At 55.2% G+C, this 14,307-nt stretch carries 15 protein-coding genes and 1 riboswitch; of the genes, 4 read left to right on the forward strand and 11 right to left on the reverse strand.

The annotated features are described in order from the left end of the window. Nucleotides 1-101: 101 nt before the first annotated feature. The 7 genes from uca to IQ22_RS02085 form a co-directional block, all read right to left on the reverse strand. Complete coding sequence (gene uca / locus IQ22_RS02060) at nucleotides 102-3,719, reverse strand: urea carboxylase (protein ID WP_145137289.1); 3,618 nt, start codon at nucleotides 3,717-3,719, stop codon at nucleotides 102-104. A 134-nt stretch (nucleotides 3,720-3,853) separates the two neighbouring features. Beyond that, nucleotides 3,854-3,988: a hypothetical protein gene (locus tag IQ22_RS23810; protein WP_280177073.1), complete on the reverse strand. Its 135-nt coding sequence runs from the start codon at nucleotides 3,986-3,988 to the stop codon at nucleotides 3,854-3,856. Beyond that, nucleotides 3,979-4,614: an urea amidolyase associated protein UAAP2 gene (locus IQ22_RS02065; RefSeq protein ID WP_145137292.1), complete on the reverse strand. Its 636-nt coding sequence runs from the start codon at nucleotides 4,612-4,614 to the stop codon at nucleotides 3,979-3,981. The genes IQ22_RS23810 and IQ22_RS02065 overlap by 10 nt, the downstream gene beginning before the upstream one ends. Nucleotides 4,615-4,625: 11 nt before the next feature. Continuing rightward, nucleotides 4,626-5,351, reverse strand: coding sequence for an urea amidolyase associated protein UAAP1 (locus IQ22_RS02070; protein WP_145137294.1), 726 nt, complete (start codon nucleotides 5,349-5,351; stop codon nucleotides 4,626-4,628). Between the two features lie 10 nt (nucleotides 5,352-5,361). Continuing rightward, nucleotides 5,362-6,135, reverse strand: coding sequence for an ABC transporter ATP-binding protein (locus IQ22_RS02075; RefSeq protein ID WP_145137297.1), 774 nt, complete (start codon nucleotides 6,133-6,135; stop codon nucleotides 5,362-5,364). Further along, nucleotides 6,132-6,950, reverse strand: coding sequence for an ABC transporter permease (locus IQ22_RS02080; protein ID WP_145137300.1), 819 nt, complete (start codon nucleotides 6,948-6,950; stop codon nucleotides 6,132-6,134). Before IQ22_RS02080 ends, IQ22_RS02075 begins: the two co-directional genes overlap by 4 nt. A gap of 71 nt (nucleotides 6,951-7,021) precedes the next feature. Next, a complete protein-coding gene (locus IQ22_RS02085) occupies nucleotides 7,022-8,086 on the reverse strand; it encodes a putative urea ABC transporter substrate-binding protein (protein ID WP_145137303.1) in 1,065 nt (354 codons plus the stop codon). A 53-nt stretch (nucleotides 8,087-8,139) separates the two neighbouring features. Continuing rightward, a riboswitch (guanidine-I (ykkC/yxkD leader) is annotated at nucleotides 8,140-8,239 on the reverse strand. Between the two features lie 287 nt (nucleotides 8,240-8,526). Here IQ22_RS02085 and IQ22_RS23305 point away from each other — a divergent pair. Together IQ22_RS23305 and ung are read left to right on the forward strand one after the other, a co-directional pair. Beyond that, nucleotides 8,527-8,694: a hypothetical protein gene (locus tag IQ22_RS23305; protein ID WP_167654144.1), complete on the forward strand. Its 168-nt coding sequence runs from the start codon at nucleotides 8,527-8,529 to the stop codon at nucleotides 8,692-8,694. A 116-nt stretch (nucleotides 8,695-8,810) separates the two neighbouring features. Next, entirely contained in the window at nucleotides 8,811-9,506 is a 696-nt protein-coding gene (gene ung, locus IQ22_RS02090) for a uracil-DNA glycosylase (RefSeq protein WP_145137306.1), read from the forward strand. A gap of 41 nt (nucleotides 9,507-9,547) precedes the next feature. On the opposite strand, the gene IQ22_RS02095 is transcribed toward ung, so the two are convergent. The 3 genes from IQ22_RS02095 to plsB form a co-directional block, all read right to left on the reverse strand. Next, complete coding sequence (locus IQ22_RS02095; protein ID WP_145137309.1) at nucleotides 9,548-10,225, reverse strand: DUF4197 domain-containing protein; 678 nt, start codon at nucleotides 10,223-10,225, stop codon at nucleotides 9,548-9,550. A 16-nt stretch (nucleotides 10,226-10,241) separates the two neighbouring features. Then, entirely contained in the window at nucleotides 10,242-10,574 is a 333-nt protein-coding gene (locus tag IQ22_RS02100) for a YbaY family lipoprotein (protein ID WP_208733589.1), read from the reverse strand. Nucleotides 10,575-10,750: 176 nt separating this feature from the next. After that, nucleotides 10,751-13,249, reverse strand: coding sequence for a glycerol-3-phosphate 1-O-acyltransferase PlsB (gene plsB / locus IQ22_RS02105; RefSeq protein ID WP_145137315.1), 2,499 nt, complete (start codon nucleotides 13,247-13,249; stop codon nucleotides 10,751-10,753). Between the two features lie 79 nt (nucleotides 13,250-13,328). Here plsB and IQ22_RS02110 point away from each other — a divergent pair, with 79 nt between their 5' ends. Both IQ22_RS02110 and IQ22_RS02115 read left to right on the forward strand, forming a co-directional pair. Continuing rightward, nucleotides 13,329-13,628 (forward strand): hypothetical protein, encoded by a 300-nt coding sequence (locus IQ22_RS02110; protein WP_145137318.1) that lies wholly within the window; start codon nucleotides 13,329-13,331, stop codon nucleotides 13,626-13,628. 22 nt (nucleotides 13,629-13,650) lie between these two features. Then, nucleotides 13,651-13,860 carry a cold-shock protein gene (locus tag IQ22_RS02115; RefSeq protein ID WP_145137321.1) on the forward strand — a complete coding sequence of 70 codons (210 nt, stop codon included), beginning with the start codon at nucleotides 13,651-13,653 and terminating at the stop codon, nucleotides 13,858-13,860. Nucleotides 13,861-13,919: 59 nt separating this feature from the next. On the opposite strand, the gene IQ22_RS02120 is transcribed toward IQ22_RS02115, so the two are convergent. Next, entirely contained in the window at nucleotides 13,920-14,306 is a 387-nt protein-coding gene (locus tag IQ22_RS02120) for a hypothetical protein (RefSeq protein ID WP_145137323.1), read from the reverse strand. Nucleotide 14,307: the final 1 nt, after the last annotated feature.

The raw sequence follows: 14,307 nt of genomic DNA on the forward strand, positions 1-14,307 counted from the left end.
GTAACTCCTTGTAGGCTGGGTTAGACCAATGGCAATACCCCAGCGATAGCATTATTGGACGGGGTAGCGCGTTGCTCTACCCCGTCTGGGATTCGGTTGGCCTAGGCCTCTTCGATCACCATTACACGTTGCCCTGCACGTATGGGGGAGCCGGGTTGCACGCGAACATCCTTCACCAAGCCATCACAGGGTGCGATAAGCGGGATTTCCATCTTCATGGATTCCAGGATCACCAGCACATCACCAGTTTTAACCGCTGTGCCCGGTTCCACCTGTACCTGCCAGAGATTGCCGGCAATATGGCTTTCCACAGCGGTCTGCCCGGCAGCCAAGGGGGCATCCTCACCGGGTTCCGGCGTGACGTCCTCGGTTTCGAAATGTGCCTGACCTGATTCGATCCAGCGCTGGCGCTCGGCATTGAAGGCGGCTTGCTGGTGAGTGCGGAAGGTCTGGATGGAATCAGCTTCCTTGGCAAGGAACGCCTGGTAATTCGCCAGGGATAATTCGGTTTCTTCGATCTGAAGCGGATAACGACCAAGGGGGAAATCAGCGCGTATCCTGAGCAACTCTTCTGCCGAAACCTCGTAGAAGCGGATCTGATCGAAGAAGCGCAGCAGGTAAGGCTGGCCATGGAAAGCATCGACCTGCTTGTAACGATTCCACATTTGCAGCGTGCGGCCTACGAACTGATAACCGCCAGGGCCTTCCATGCCGTACACACAGAGGTAAGCGCCACCGATGCCAACCGAGTTTTCAGCCGTCCAGGTACGGGCCGGGTTGTATTTGGTCGTGACCAGACGATGGCGTGGGTCCAGCGGTGTGGCTACCGGGGCGCCCAGGTAGACATCCCCCAGGCCCATCACAAGGTAGCTGGCGTCAAAGACGATTCGCTTCACTGCTTCAATGGAGTCGAGGTCATTGATGCGGCGGATGAATTCGAGGTTGCTTGGGCACCAAGGAGCATCTTTGCGCACCGTGGTTGCATACTTCTCGATCGCCAGTTTGCACGCCGGATCATCCCAGGACAGCGGAATGTGCACGATACGTGAGGGCACTCGTAGATCATTGGCGTTACGCAGTTCGCGCCAGGTACGTTCGACCAGGATCAGCAGGTCATTGAGGGATAACTGCTCAGGACGATAATGCACCTGTAGCGAACGGATACCGGGCGTAAGATCAATAATGCCCGGCAGCGCGAGTGCTTCGAGCGATTGCATCAATGCATGCCCCCGGAAGCGCAGGACCAGGTCCAACTCGGCTGGGCCTATCTCCAGAAGCAGGTGCGTGTCGCCCGACAACCGCGCTACCAGGCGCTCATCGTTGTGGCCGATGTCCAGAACGATAGGGCTGATCAGCTCCGATTCGGCACTGGCCAATGGCAGTACAGTGTAGTCGGCACTGGGAATCAGTGTTTTAGTCTCGGCATTACGAACCTGAGCCAACAGGCGAGCCGTTTCGATACTGACCGGTACGAAACGCACCTTGTTACCGGCTTTCAACTGCCCCATCTGCCATAAATCAGCCTCAATGATTGTTACCGGGCAGACGAAACCGCCCAGACTGGGACCGTCTGGCCCCAGGATGACAGGCATGTCACCCGTGAAGTCGATGGCACCGATGGCATAGGGGTTGTCGTGGATGTTGGACGGATGCAGGCCAGCCTCACCGCCGTCTTCCCGCGTCCATTCCGGCTTTGGACCGAGCAGGCGTACGCCGGTGCGGCTTGAATTGAAATGCACCTCCCATTCGGTATCAAGAAAGCGCTGAATGTAGGCCTCGCTGAAATATTCCGGCGCACCATGCGGGCCGTATATCACCCGTAAGGTACGGGTTTCGCTCAGTGTTGTGCATAGCTCCGCTGAAAGACTGGCACCGGCACTGTGATCGTTCAACGGATGCAGGTGCAGCACATCGCCTGCCCGTAAGGCACGCCCGCCGTGGCCACCAAACTGGCCAAGGGTAAAGGTGCTCTTGCTGCCAAGGTAATCCGGTAGATCAAGCCCGCCTCTCAGGCACAGATAACTGCGCGCACCGGCACCGCTAACGGTGCCCAAGGCCAGGGTAGCTCCGGCAGGAATGAACAGGTTAGTGTTCATCGGTTGCGGCACGCTATTGAGCAGTACGGGCAGCGCTGCACCTGTTACGGCAACTACCGCGTCCGTGTTGAAGCGCAGGGTTGGTCCGGTCATAGTGATTTCAAGTCCGGCAGCGCCTTCGGGGTTGCCCAGCAGGCGATTGCCCAGACGCAAGGCACGATCATCCATCGGCCCGGACGGCGGGATACCCACGGCCCAGTATCCCTGACGTCCTGGATAATCCTGCACAGTGGTTTGGGTACCTGCACTGAGTACTTCAACGGTTGTAGCGTGATAAGCCAGTTCTTCCAGGCAGCGCGTCCAAGGGTTGCCCGAGGCAAACGGTGCATCCGCCAGGATCTGGCGCAAGTAGTCACGATTGCTTTCCACGCCATAAAGGCGAGTGCTTTGCAGGGCGAGGTCCAGCGCATTGCGCGCGGCGTCTCGTGAGCTGGCCCAGGTAATGACCTTGGCAATCATCGGGTCGAAATAGGGTGGTATCTCGCATCCGGCTTCCACCCAGGTATCGATGCGCAGGGCGCGGCTTTTCAAAGGCGGAAACTCGACAGCAGTTAGCAGGCCTGGGCTGGGCTGGAAGTCGCGGCCTGGGTCTTCGGCATACAGCCGCGCCTGGATAGCATGGCCTTCAGGCTTCAAGTCTTTTGTAAGCTCGGCCAGTGGTGGTAGGTCGCCAGCGGCCAGTTCGATCATCCAGCGTACCAGGTCTACACCCCAGACCTGTTCAGTAACCCCATGTTCAACCTGCAGGCGCGTGTTTACTTCCAGAAAGTAGAACTGCTGAGCTTCGCTGTCATATACGAATTCGACAGTGCCAGCGCTGCGGTAATTAACAGCCTTACCCAGAGTGATTGCCGCTGCGCACAAGGCTTCCGCCATGCCTTCAGGAAGATTTGGTGCGGGAGTTTCTTCCAGGACCTTCTGGTTGCGACGCTGGACAGAGCAGTCCCGTACGCCTAGGGCAATGACTTCACCCTGGCCGTCGCCAAACATCTGTACTTCCAGATGGCGGGCGCGCTGGATATATTTTTCAATGAATACGCCCGCGTCGCTAAAGTTATTCTGCCCCAGGCGTTTAACGGTCTCGAAGGCATCAGTGAGTTCACTTTCGGAGCGACAGACCCGCATGCCAATCCCCCCGCCACCCGCCGTGCTTTTCAGCATGACTGGATACCCTACGGTCTCGCCCGCCTTGAGCGCAGCGTCCAGATTTTCCAAGAGCTCTGTACCTTCGAGCATTGGCACGCCGTGTTTTTTGGCCAAGGCACGAGCGGTATGCTTGAGACCAAAGACGCGCAGCTGCTCAGGCGTTGGGCCAACAAAGGCAATCCCGGCGGCTTCGCAGGCCTCGGCAAACGCTGCATTTTCGGAAAGAAACCCGTAACCGGGATGGATAGCCTGCGTGCCGGTTGATTTGGCAATATCCAGGAGTTTGGGCACATCAAGATAGGTGGCCGCGGCTGCGCCTTCCCCCAGGCTGATGGCTTTATCGGCCTGGCTCACGTGCAAGCTGGCGCGATCAGCTTCGCTATAAACAGCAACACCTTCCACATGGAGGTCACGCAAGGTGCGCAAAATACGGCAGGCAATGGCGCCGCGGTTGGCAATCAGGAGTTTCGTGAACATGTCGCGCCCTCGAAAGGGAGACGGGCCGTCCCGCCGTGGTTTCACGCTCCAGGGTCGTCCCGGGAGCCAAGTTGTTGTAATGCATTTTTGAGGATGGGCCGAAGCGCTCCCCATCGACTTGCCAGACTGGTCTGCTAACCGCGTTTTTCATCATTCTGGCGGTTACGCTCCCGGTTGAGCGACCCGGTGGCCGATGATTCCAGGCACTGCCCTGAGCGGCTCTGGCACCAGGCAAACAGCCAGGTACGCAAGCGGTACTTCAGTTCCATACCAGCACCTCTGCGGGTGTGGGATTCCAGCCGTTGCAAGGGTTATTCAGCTGCGGGCAATTGGAGATCATCACAATCACATCGGTTTCGGCACGCAGCTCTACATATTTGCCCGCCCCGGAGATGCCATCCTCAAAGGTCAGCCCGCCTTCAGGCGTCACTGGAACATTCATGAAGAAATTGATGTTGGCGGCGATATCGCGCTTGCCCAGGCGGCCGTCGTGGTGGCAGGCGCAGAGAAAATTGTCGCGGCAGCTATGCATGTAGCGTTTTTCCAGTGCATACCGCACGGTATTGCTCTCCTGAGCGCAGGCGCCGCCGAGCGTATCGTGGCGGCCACAGGTGTCGGCAGTAATAGTCAGAAGTGGATTGCCTAGGTTGGAGTAGAGCACCGTGCCGGTGGTGAGGTAGATCTTGCCCTGGCGGCGTAAGGTGCGCTGGGCGTCATAGCGTTCACGTGGGTTCGCTGCACTGTAGAACAAGGTATCTACGGCCTGATTACCTTCCAGGTCATGAATGCGAATGGTCTGCCCGGCCTTGATCTCCTTCAGGTAAGGTGCGCCCGCTGGAATGACTTCACGGTAGATGGCGTCTTCAGGACGTTTTTCACTGGCAGTCAGTGTCATGGCAGTGGCCCTCACAGAAAGAATCGTTCGGTATTGATAAAGCCGCGAATATTTTCCTCGCGGGACAGGCGGCAGCACTCAGCCACGGCGGGGCCAGCACTTTTCAGCGTTAGCGTGACGGGTTTTGGCGCGTAGTCTGGAACTGGGTCCAATGGATGTTGCAGAGCCGTGAGCACAACCAGGGTATTCATCGGGGCATACAGCTCGATGTAATCGCCGGCCTTGGAGTTACCCTCGATAAAGTGGAACGCGCCGCCGGCATCTACATCCACTCGGCTGAATAGGTTGAGCGTCATGAGTAGGTCTTCCAGACCCAGGCCCCACTTGCCCATCTCTACCAGCAAATTGTCAGTACCGTTGCGGTGAAAGCTGTTACGCAGTTCTTGGTAGCGGCCGGAACCGTACTTTTCGGCTACCTCCTCTGCATTAGCTACGCCACCAAAGCTGTCGTGCCACCCGCAGGTGTCCTCGACAATGGCGGCCAGCACGCGGCCCATGTCTGAGTACAGGCAATGGCCCTTGGTGAGCTTGGCCGTGTGCTGACATTTGAGCGTGTCCGGCAGGTTTAGTCGCTCGCTTTTTTCCTGAGCGTTGAACATAAGCAGACTGACATTGGCGCCACCTAACTCATCGGTGATTCGCAGCACCTGGCCGCGCTTCACGATAAGTGAGGTATGGCCACCACCGGGCACATGTTCCTCGAGGAGAAGGGGAAAGGCTGAGCGTATTTGAGTCATGGCAGGGTCCTCAATGGATGGCTGGCTGGCCCGGCAGGGACGCTACTGACGCCAAGGCGCCTGAGGTTTTCCTGCGGTTCACTGGAATGTTGTAGGTAATGTGAGCGCCATAAGCGTTGGGCGCATGCGGGTCGACACGCATCTTGTCGAACACCAATACGCGACTGGCGAGCGTGAAGCCTTCTGAAAGGTCATGGGTAACCATGAAGATAGTTAGCTTATGTTCCTGCCAAAGCTCATTCAGCAGTACATGCATGTCTTTGCGAGTGCCTGGATCAAGGGCACCAAAGGGTTCATCTAGGAGCAGGATGCGTGGCTTTACAATTAACGCCTGGGCAATAGCCAGGCGCTGTTGCATGCCCCCGGAAAGCTGGCTGGGATATTTGTCGAGAGCATGACCCAAGCCGACCCGCGTTAACAGGGCAGCAGCGGTTTCACGCAGGCGCTGCTTGTCTGCGCCAATGAGGCGGCCCAGAAAGCGTGAGTGCGGTAACTCCATACCAATCACAACATTTTCCAGTACAGACAGGTGCGGGAAGACGGAGTAGCGCTGAAAGACCACGCCACGGCTTGGATCGGGCTCGGCGCGGAGCGGCTGACCGTCCAGCAGGATTTGGCCCCGGCTAGGGCTCTCCTGGCCGAGCAGCATCCGCAGGAAAGTAGATTTCCCGCAGCCGGAGGCCCCTACCAGTGCACAGAATTCGCCTTCCTGGATCTCCAGGTTCAATCGCTCCAATACGATCTGTTCGCCGTACTGCTTCCAGACATTTTTAACCTGGATCATGAGCGAACCCCTTTGTCATACCAGGGGAATGCCCACGTCGTTAGACGGTGTAGCCCACAATCCATCAGCCAGGCCAGCAGCGTGATCCAGACAACATAGGGCACAATGACGTCCATTGCCATGTAGCGGCGAACCAGAAAGATGCGGTAGCCAAGTCCATCGGTACTAGCAATGGCCTCGGCGGCAATGAGGAACAGCCAGGCCGAGCCGAGCGCTAGACGTAGCGCAATCAGAAGACGCGGCAAAACTTGTGGCAGCACAACACGCAGAATTAGCGTCCAGCTATTTGCGCCTAGGGTTTGCGCCTTAATCAGGATTTCTTGAGGAATTTCTCGAACGCGCTGCTCAAGGTCACGCGTCAGAACAGGGGTAATGCCAATGACTATGAGCATGACTTTTGATAGCTCACCCAGCCCGAACACGATAAACAAGACCGGCAGAATGGCCAGGGGAGGTACCATGGAAAGTACTGTCATCAAGGGGGACAGTGGCGCGCTGAGGAGCGGAATCGCGCCTGAAGCAATACCGATCACCACGGCAATCGCGGCGCTGATGGCAAGCCCGGTCATCAATCGAGTAATACTCGATTTCGTATCCTGCCAGAAGACATATTCGCCGGTGCGTTTGTCTTCGGTAAAGGCCAGGCGATTCACGGCTGCCGTCATTTGGGAAGCGCTGGGCAAAAGCTTGTCGTTAGGATTTTCCGCCAGGCGGGTAGCCGAACCGCTGAAGTAGGCAAGCAGCAGCAGAGCGAAAGGCAGCAGGACGAGAAGCAGGCGGCCTCCGCGGTCAGGCTGGCGATTGATTAGACGCATGGTGGAATACCTGTATTGCAATTGCGGGAGAAGTGAGCGGGCTGTTGCATGAGCATTGGCCCGCATCCCTATCAAAGCGTGCCGTCGGCAGCCATCTGCGCGTAGGTAGGATCAAAGCGCAACTTGATATTGTTGGTATCGCCCACAGTAACGTCTTTGGCAAACGCCATACCGATCGCATTGGCATCCGGTGCACCTTCACCCAGCAAGCCATGGTCGAACGAAAATTGGGCAATCTTTTCCATCGTTTTAGGCAGATCAGGACTCAGTACGAAGTCCAGCGACTCTTTCGGCGTGTAAAACAGCTTGGTGTTAGCCAGTTGCGCCTTGAAACCCTCAAGATCTGTGCCTGAGGCTTTCGCCATGGCAACCAGCGCTGCCTGGCCTTCAGGCGTTTCGGAGATCATCAGGGCGGTCATTTCGTACCAGGCGCCAGTCAGTGCTTTGCCCAGATTAGGGTTTTCCTTCAGCGTCTCGGTATTCACTACCATCATGTCCATGATCTCGCCCGGAATCTTGCTGGAGTTGAAAACCTCAGTGGTGTCCGGCATGGATTTGACTTCGGCAAGCAGCGGGTTCCAGGTCGCCACGTTCTGCACGTCCTGAGTATTAAAAGCCGCGACCATGTCCGCGTCTGAGGTGTTTACGGTCGACAGATCTCTCTCGCTTAGGCCAGCTGTTTCCAGCGCCCGTGCGAGCAGATAATGGGAGACGGAAAACTGAACGAGGTTGACGGTCTTACCTTTGAGGTCCGCAACGGTCTTACCTTTGCCTTTCATGACAATGCCATCGTTGCCGTTGGAAAAGTCACTAACAATCAGTGCCGTCGTATCCACACCGCCAGCCGCCGGAATAGTCAGGGCGTCCATGTTGGTCATGGCGCAACCGTCGAACTGGCCTGCCGTATACTGATTAATGGATTCGACATAGTCGTTGAGCTGTACCACATCGATAGTAACGTCGTATTTCTTGGCCCACTTGTCGATGATCCCTTGGGCTTTGGCTTCACCCCATGGCATCCAGCCAGCGTAAATAGTCCAGCAGACCTTGAAGTCATCGCGGGGTGCTGCCAGGGAAGGAAGGCTGGCAAAGGCGGTGAGGCTGAGGGCGAGCGTGGCAAGCAGGCGTTTACGCATGGAACCTCCGAGTAATGGTGAACAAGCAGGAGCAGGACAGCGCAGTGCGCGTCTTCTCCCGGGCTTTTGTCCCGCCGTGTAACCTCATCGGAGGTCGATGACTCTCGGACCAGTCACTCACCTGTGTGAGTCGGAACCCTAGTCATCTATTTCGCTAAATTGTGGTGCTGCGGTTCCGGCTAGCCGGTTGCTCCTGCACTTTTACCTATAAGCGAGAGTCATGCCAACTCGCCGTTCCGTTCTAAAGTAGGGCCAAGCAGTCTGCGTAGAGCAGCATATGGGATATGGAATGGTTGTTTTTGGTGCAGTAGTTAACGGTGCGCCTTTAAACGGTGCGACAGCAGAGACGCTTGGTGAAAAGATAGTAAGCGAACTATTACACTAGGATGGCTAGGCGTACCTATTAGTAGGCTAGCCATGATTTATTAAGGAGTATCTATATGCTCAGGCGCATCGCATTATTAGCTATTTTAGGTTCTGGATTAGTCTTGAGCGGCTGCTGGCCGTTCTGGGGACCTCACGATCATGGTGGCGGTGGGCATCATGGAGGTGGTCATGGCGATCACCGAGACGGTCCGGATGGCGGACGTGGTCCCGGTTACCGTTAAGCCCCATTGAAAACGGCGCCTAAGGGCGCCGTTTTCAATGGTAGGCTTCCAAGCAACAGGGTTGACATGGGCGATGCGCTTTTCTAGGGTCCGGCGCATAGAAAAAGGAACTCGATATGACTGACAGCGAAGATCGCATCAAGCTCGAAGCTGGCTGGAAGGCGGCACTGCGCGACGAGTTCGAGCAGCCCTACATGAAGCAGCTCGGAGATTTCCTGCGCCAGGAAAAGGCTGCCGGCAAGGTGATCTATCCACCCGGGCCGATGATCTTCAATGCCCTAAACTCAACGCCGCTGGGGCAGGTCAAGGTCGTTATCCTGGGTCAGGACCCTTATCACGGGCCCGGTCAGGCGCATGGTTTGTGTTTCTCTGTTCAGCCCGGCGTTCCAGCGCCTCCGTCGCTACAAAACATCTTTAAAGAGTTGAAGCGCGACTTGAATCTGCCCATTCCTGATCATGGTTATCTGCAGTATTGGGCAGAGCAGGGCGTCTTGCTGCTCAACACTTCGCTGACGGTGGAGCAGGGTAAGGCAGGTTCTCATGCCAATACAGGCTGGCAACGGTTTACCGACCGGGTGATTCAAATCGTCAGTGAGCAGCGTAACCATCTGGTTTTCTTGCTGTGGGGCGCTCATGCACAAAGCAAAGAGAAGCTGATCGACACTCAAAAGCATCTCATCCTGCGCTCACCACATCCGTCCCCCTTATCCGCTCATCGTGGGTTCCTCGGCAACGGTCATTTCAGCCGAACTAATAAGTTTCTGGAGCAATCTGGCTTAGAGCCAATCGATTGGGCCTTACCGCCGGTTTAAGAAAGAGGCCGGATCGAGTATAGACCCGGTCCGGCAGGTCTTTACAAGACTCCGAATACTTTCCTGGCAATGCTTGTTGCCGCGGCTGCTGGGTTCTCCCGTACGGTGCGTTCCTGGTCAGCGATAACCTTGAACAGGCCATTCAGTGCCTGCTCTGTCACATAGCTTTCCACATTAGCGCTTTTAGCATCGATCACGCCGAAGCTTGCAGCTCTGCCGGCAAAGTTGTTGTACTGCTGTGTCAGCCCCACCTTATCCGTGGTCTGCTTGATGATGGGCAAAAGCTGTGTGCGTAATTGCTCACGACTCGTACGGTCCAGGTACTGTGTCGCCGCGTCGTTACCGCCGCTGAGAATGCCTTTGGCATCCTGTACTGTCATCTTTTTCACAGCGTCTACCAGCAGTGCCTGGGCCTGTGGGACCGCTGCCTCTGCCGCCTGGTTCATGCTGTTTTCAAGCTGAGTAACCTGAGCGCCCATACCAAACTGTTTCATGAGTGCTGCTGCTCTGGCCAGCTTGCCCGGCAGCTCAATGCGAACCTCAGGGTCATTGGTAAACCCACCGGGTTTGCCTAATTGTTGGATAGCGACCTGTGCTCCTTGGGTCAACGCATCCTTTAGGGCATTCGCTGAGTCCTGTTGCGAGAAGTTGGCTAGAGAAAGTGCGAAGGCATTGGCCGAGAGCATCAACGAGGCGAGCGTAAAAGCGATACGTTTCATGGAGTCCTCAAACGCCCTAGCGGGCCGGTACCAGTTGTACTTTGACAGATGATGTATTCCCATTAAGCGTGACCGGCACGGCGCTGGGGGTAAGGTATAGCGGGCGGCCGCCGAGCAATACCCTTGCGCTGATGGCATAGCGTTGCCCAGACTTTACTTTGCTTGGGTCATAATCCAGGCGGAAGGGAATCGGCGATGCCTGTTTGACAAATAGGGTGCGTTGGGCCACCCGTCCAGCCGGTACATCACCAGTGGCCGTGTTATATAAACTGATCGTTAGTTTTGCTGTAGGTGGCAACTCTTCCGCCTGATCAAAATAAGCATTTCCTTCCAGACTACGTGTTTTCACGGCCGGTCTGCTTGGCTGGGGCGTAACAGGCGACTTGACTGTCGGGCTTGGTGAAGAGGTTGTCCGTCCTGGCTCATACATAGGGCGTAGCGCACCGTTACAGGCTGTCAGAAGCAGGCTGGCCAGGGTTAAAAAAGCTAGTTTTCGCATAGGTTTTCTCTTAGGACGATGAGATGTCAGTGTTCATTTGGTTCTAGCGGCAGGCTGATCTCGTCAGGTCGTTCCAGGGCGACCTGCCGGATAGAGAGGCGGATCTCGGCTGGTAACATGCGCTTTCCCGCTTCCTCGGCCAGTTCACCAAGGAGTTCATGATGGCTGAGTTTGCCGTTTTCGTTCTGGTGCAGAACGCCTTCTTTCAACAAGGTCTGAATGAAGTGGCGGAACAGGGTCTTGTCGAAGAACTCCGGCGCATTGAGGCCGTGCAGGATGGACAATCGTCGAGCCATCACCGTACACACATCCTCTAGCTCTAGGGCGGTCAGGCAGTTCTGGCCATGCTTGAGAAGCAGGGCAATCGCCATATAGTAGCGCTGCAAGGTCTGTTGAAGGCTATGGGCCAATAGGGATAGTCGAACAAACTGCCGTGAACTGGGTGTGTGGCGCTTATAGACGTTGCCTTCCTGTTGAAGCAGGTCATGGTCGACCAGCGCCTTTAGCCATTGATCAATCACGGCAGGCAGCTCGTCACGGTCCCAGCGAATAAAAAGCTCGGCCTGCAAGTACGGATAAAGGGCTTGGGTGAAACGATGGATCTGCTCCACGCTCATGCGCGGCGTGTTTTGAAAAAAACTAGCTAACAGGGCCGGCAGAGCAAACACGTGCAGAATATTGTTACGGTAATAGGTCATCAGAACCGTATTCTGCTCATTTAGAGAAAGGATGCGGCCAATGGCGTCTTCTTGTTCAATGAGAATATTGAGGCTTCTGACATAGCTTACCTGAGCTTGGCCGTCGCCTTCTGGAAGTGTTGCGGAGGGTGAATAAGGAACCTGCCGCAATAGGCTCAAATACAAGTCGAACACTCTAGTCAGTGCACTTTCATCCATGGCCTGGCGAGGGGTGGACAACAAAATGAGTGCCGTCAGATTGACCGGATTGACAGCGGTAGCATCGTTGATCCGACGCGCGACTACCTCGGCGAGGCAATGCGTTACTGAGCTAAACCATGGTGGACGGGCTTCCTGATCATAAGCCAGCTCACGCCATTCAGGCTGATGCTGATCAAGAAATTGCGGCAGACTCAACGGCTCGCCAAAGTTCACCCAAACCTGCCCAAAGCGCTGCCGCAATGCTTTGACTACCTTGAAGATATCAAGGATAGATTCCTTCTTTTTGGCTGCGCCACGCAACTCGCCCAGATATGTGCGACCTTCAAAGACACGCTCATAGCCGATGTACACCGGTACGAATACAACAGGGCGCTGTGAGTTACGCAAAAAGCTGCGCAACGTAATCGCCAGCATGCCTGTCTTCGGCTGGAGCATGCGGCCCGTCCGGGATCGGCCACCTTCTACAAAATACTCAGTCGAGAAGCCGCGTGAGAACAGGGTATACATGTATTCATTGAACACGGCAGTGTACAGCGCATTGCCTTTAAAGCTGCGCCGCATGAAAAATGCACCGCCACGACGCAGGATACTTCCCACTACCGGCATATTCAGGTTGATACCGGCAGCAATGTGCGGCGGCGTCAAACCATTATGGAAAAGTAGATAAGACAGCAGCAAATAATCCATGTGGCTGCGATGGCAGGGTACATAGACAATCTCGTTGCCCTGCGCCACATTCTGTACACGATCGATGTGGTTGACCCGAATTCCTTTGTAGAGCGTATTCCAGAACCACGAAAGGATAATCTCGAGGCAGCGGACTACCGGGTACGAAAAGTCGGAGGCAATTTCCATGGCATAGCCGAAGGCCTGCCCTTTGGCCCGCTCGCGTGACAACCCGCTACGTGTGGCTTCACGCTCGATAGCTTCGCGTACCGTTGGTGCCTCTAGTAATGCTTTAATCAATGTGCGCCGGTGTGAAAGGTCCGGTCCGATAACCGCTGTCTTCAGATTTCTGAAATGCACTCGCACTATGCGCAGCACCATGCGCTGCGTGCGTTCCTCGCTTTTATTCTGGGAAACCAACTGACGCAGGTTAATGGGGTCGGAAAACAAAACACGTGTCATTCGGCCGAGGAACAAAATTCGCGCTAGTTTGCGCAGGCGCCCAGTAACGACCCAGTTATCGGTCCACAGTACTTTCCAGAAACTGGTCTCACGATCAGGAGACTGGCCCCAGAACACGCTGACAGGAACGATTTGGGCATCCTCGACGGTACTGTGCTTAACGGCTGTTAATAGATGAGTTAGACGAGTCGGCACCGTACGTTTGACCGGGCGGCCAAGCCAATCTGGCGCTGGAGTTGCGTAGATGTAAGCGTTCGCTTCAAGGATATCGCCCACTACGACGGGAGTAACCGGTCGTGGTAGCCCAGCCTTGATACATTCGCTATCAAGCACGGCAAGATCAGTGAGCGAATGTTGCTGTAAGACATAAATGACCGGTTTGCTACGGTCGATCTTGAGCGTAGCGGCTGACAGATTGATGGTTTGAGAGCGCACCCAAAGATTCAATACATGCTTCAGGGCAGCAAAAGCTAGGCGGCGGAAGGGGGTGCGAATCATGACATCACCTACGATGCAAGCGTGCAGTGTGCCGCAACGCCTTTGGGGCTGCAAAAGACCTGAGGTTCATTAAGTTGAAATGTTCGATCAGCAAATTATTTGTAAAAACAGGCGTGATGAGTGCGTAGCCAATACTCGCATTTATAAAGGTATATGTAGTAATCAAGCACAATTTTTGTGCTTTTTCGCATCATTTTTATGTGAAAAGCACCAAAAAAAGGCAAATGAAATTTTGGGCGTAAAACTTGTTGCATTTAACGGCAAACTTTTGCTTTATACGCTGATGGCGATAGATGCAAGGTCATTCGTCTACTTGGATAGCTTGCGAATGATTTTTGCCGTCAGCCTGTGGAGCGTCCCGCAAGGGCATAAAGAATAATTGCGAAGCTTGGAGAGTGGTAATGGCTGAACGTGAAACCGGAACCGTCAAATGGTTCAACGATGCCAAGGGATATGGATTCATTCAACGTGAAAGCGGACCGGATGTGTTCGTCCATTATCGTGCCATCCGTGGAGAGGGTCATCGCTCATTGATCGAGGGCCAGAAGGTGGAGTTTTCGGTGACTCAAGGCCAGAAAGGCCTTCAAGCCGAAGACGTTTCCAAGGTTTGATCTGCTAAGAAAAGCCCGCCGCAGCCGGGCTTTTCTTTTAATGCGACGTCTGTTTGCTATCAGTGGGTACGCCAGGTGATTTCTTCTACTTCACCTGTCGTTAGTACCTTAAGCCAACGATCTGCATCTTCTTCTCCCTGCTGCTCTTCCCAGCCCCCCGGTGCACAACGTACCTCGATGCCCAAGGCTGTACTGGCTGCCTTCGCACAGGCCAGATCATTGTCCCAAGGCGTTGCATCGCTTTCCAATAACAAGCTGTTCCATGAGCCAACTGCCTTTGGTAGCCAGGTTACTGGTATGGAGGCGCCTTCGATGTTGATCGTACATTTGCGGGTTTGGCCCTGTTGCCGCCATTCGCTGCAAGGGCCGAGGGTGTTGGTCAGCCAATCAGTAATAGCGGATTGATCAGCATCCTTTACATAAATTTCAATATCAGGCTGGCGCATG

The organism is Pseudomonas duriflava, assembly GCF_007830155.1.
Classification (GTDB): domain Bacteria; phylum Pseudomonadota; class Gammaproteobacteria; order Pseudomonadales; family Pseudomonadaceae; genus Chryseomonas; species Chryseomonas duriflava.

Bases quoted from the DNA above. Each gene is read 5' to 3' on its own strand.
- IQ22_RS23810 (WP_280177073.1), bottom strand. From the start codon at position 3,988: ATGGAACTGAAGTACCGCTTGCGTACCTGGCTGTTTGCCTGGTGCCAG.
- IQ22_RS02070 (WP_145137294.1), bottom strand. From the start codon at position 5,351: ATGACTCAAATACGCTCAGCCTTTCCCCTTCTCCTCGAGGAACATGTG.
- IQ22_RS02120 (WP_145137323.1), bottom strand. From the start codon at position 14,306: ATGCGCCAGCCTGATATTGAAATTTATGTAAAGGATGCTGATCAATCC.
- IQ22_RS02075 (WP_145137297.1), bottom strand. From the start codon at position 6,135: ATGATCCAGGTTAAAAATGTCTGGAAGCAGTACGGCGAACAGATCGTA.
- IQ22_RS02085 (WP_145137303.1), bottom strand. From the start codon at position 8,086: ATGCGTAAACGCCTGCTTGCCACGCTCGCCCTCAGCCTCACCGCCTTT.
- IQ22_RS02115 (WP_145137321.1), top strand. From the start codon at position 13,651: ATGGCTGAACGTGAAACCGGAACCGTCAAATGGTTCAACGATGCCAAG.
- IQ22_RS23305 (WP_167654144.1), top strand. From the start codon at position 8,527: ATGCTCAGGCGCATCGCATTATTAGCTATTTTAGGTTCTGGATTAGTC.
- ung (WP_145137306.1), top strand. From the start codon at position 8,811: ATGACTGACAGCGAAGATCGCATCAAGCTCGAAGCTGGCTGGAAGGCG.
- IQ22_RS02065 (WP_145137292.1), bottom strand. From the start codon at position 4,614: ATGACACTGACTGCCAGTGAAAAACGTCCTGAAGACGCCATCTACCGT.
- plsB (WP_145137315.1), bottom strand. From the start codon at position 13,249: ATGATTCGCACCCCCTTCCGCCGCCTAGCTTTTGCTGCCCTGAAGCAT.
- IQ22_RS02110 (WP_145137318.1), top strand. From the start codon at position 13,329: ATGTTCGATCAGCAAATTATTTGTAAAAACAGGCGTGATGAGTGCGTA.
- IQ22_RS02080 (WP_145137300.1), bottom strand. From the start codon at position 6,950: ATGCGTCTAATCAATCGCCAGCCTGACCGCGGAGGCCGCCTGCTTCTC.
- IQ22_RS02095 (WP_145137309.1), bottom strand. From the start codon at position 10,225: ATGAAACGTATCGCTTTTACGCTCGCCTCGTTGATGCTCTCGGCCAAT.
- uca (WP_145137289.1), bottom strand. From the start codon at position 3,719: ATGTTCACGAAACTCCTGATTGCCAACCGCGGCGCCATTGCCTGCCGT.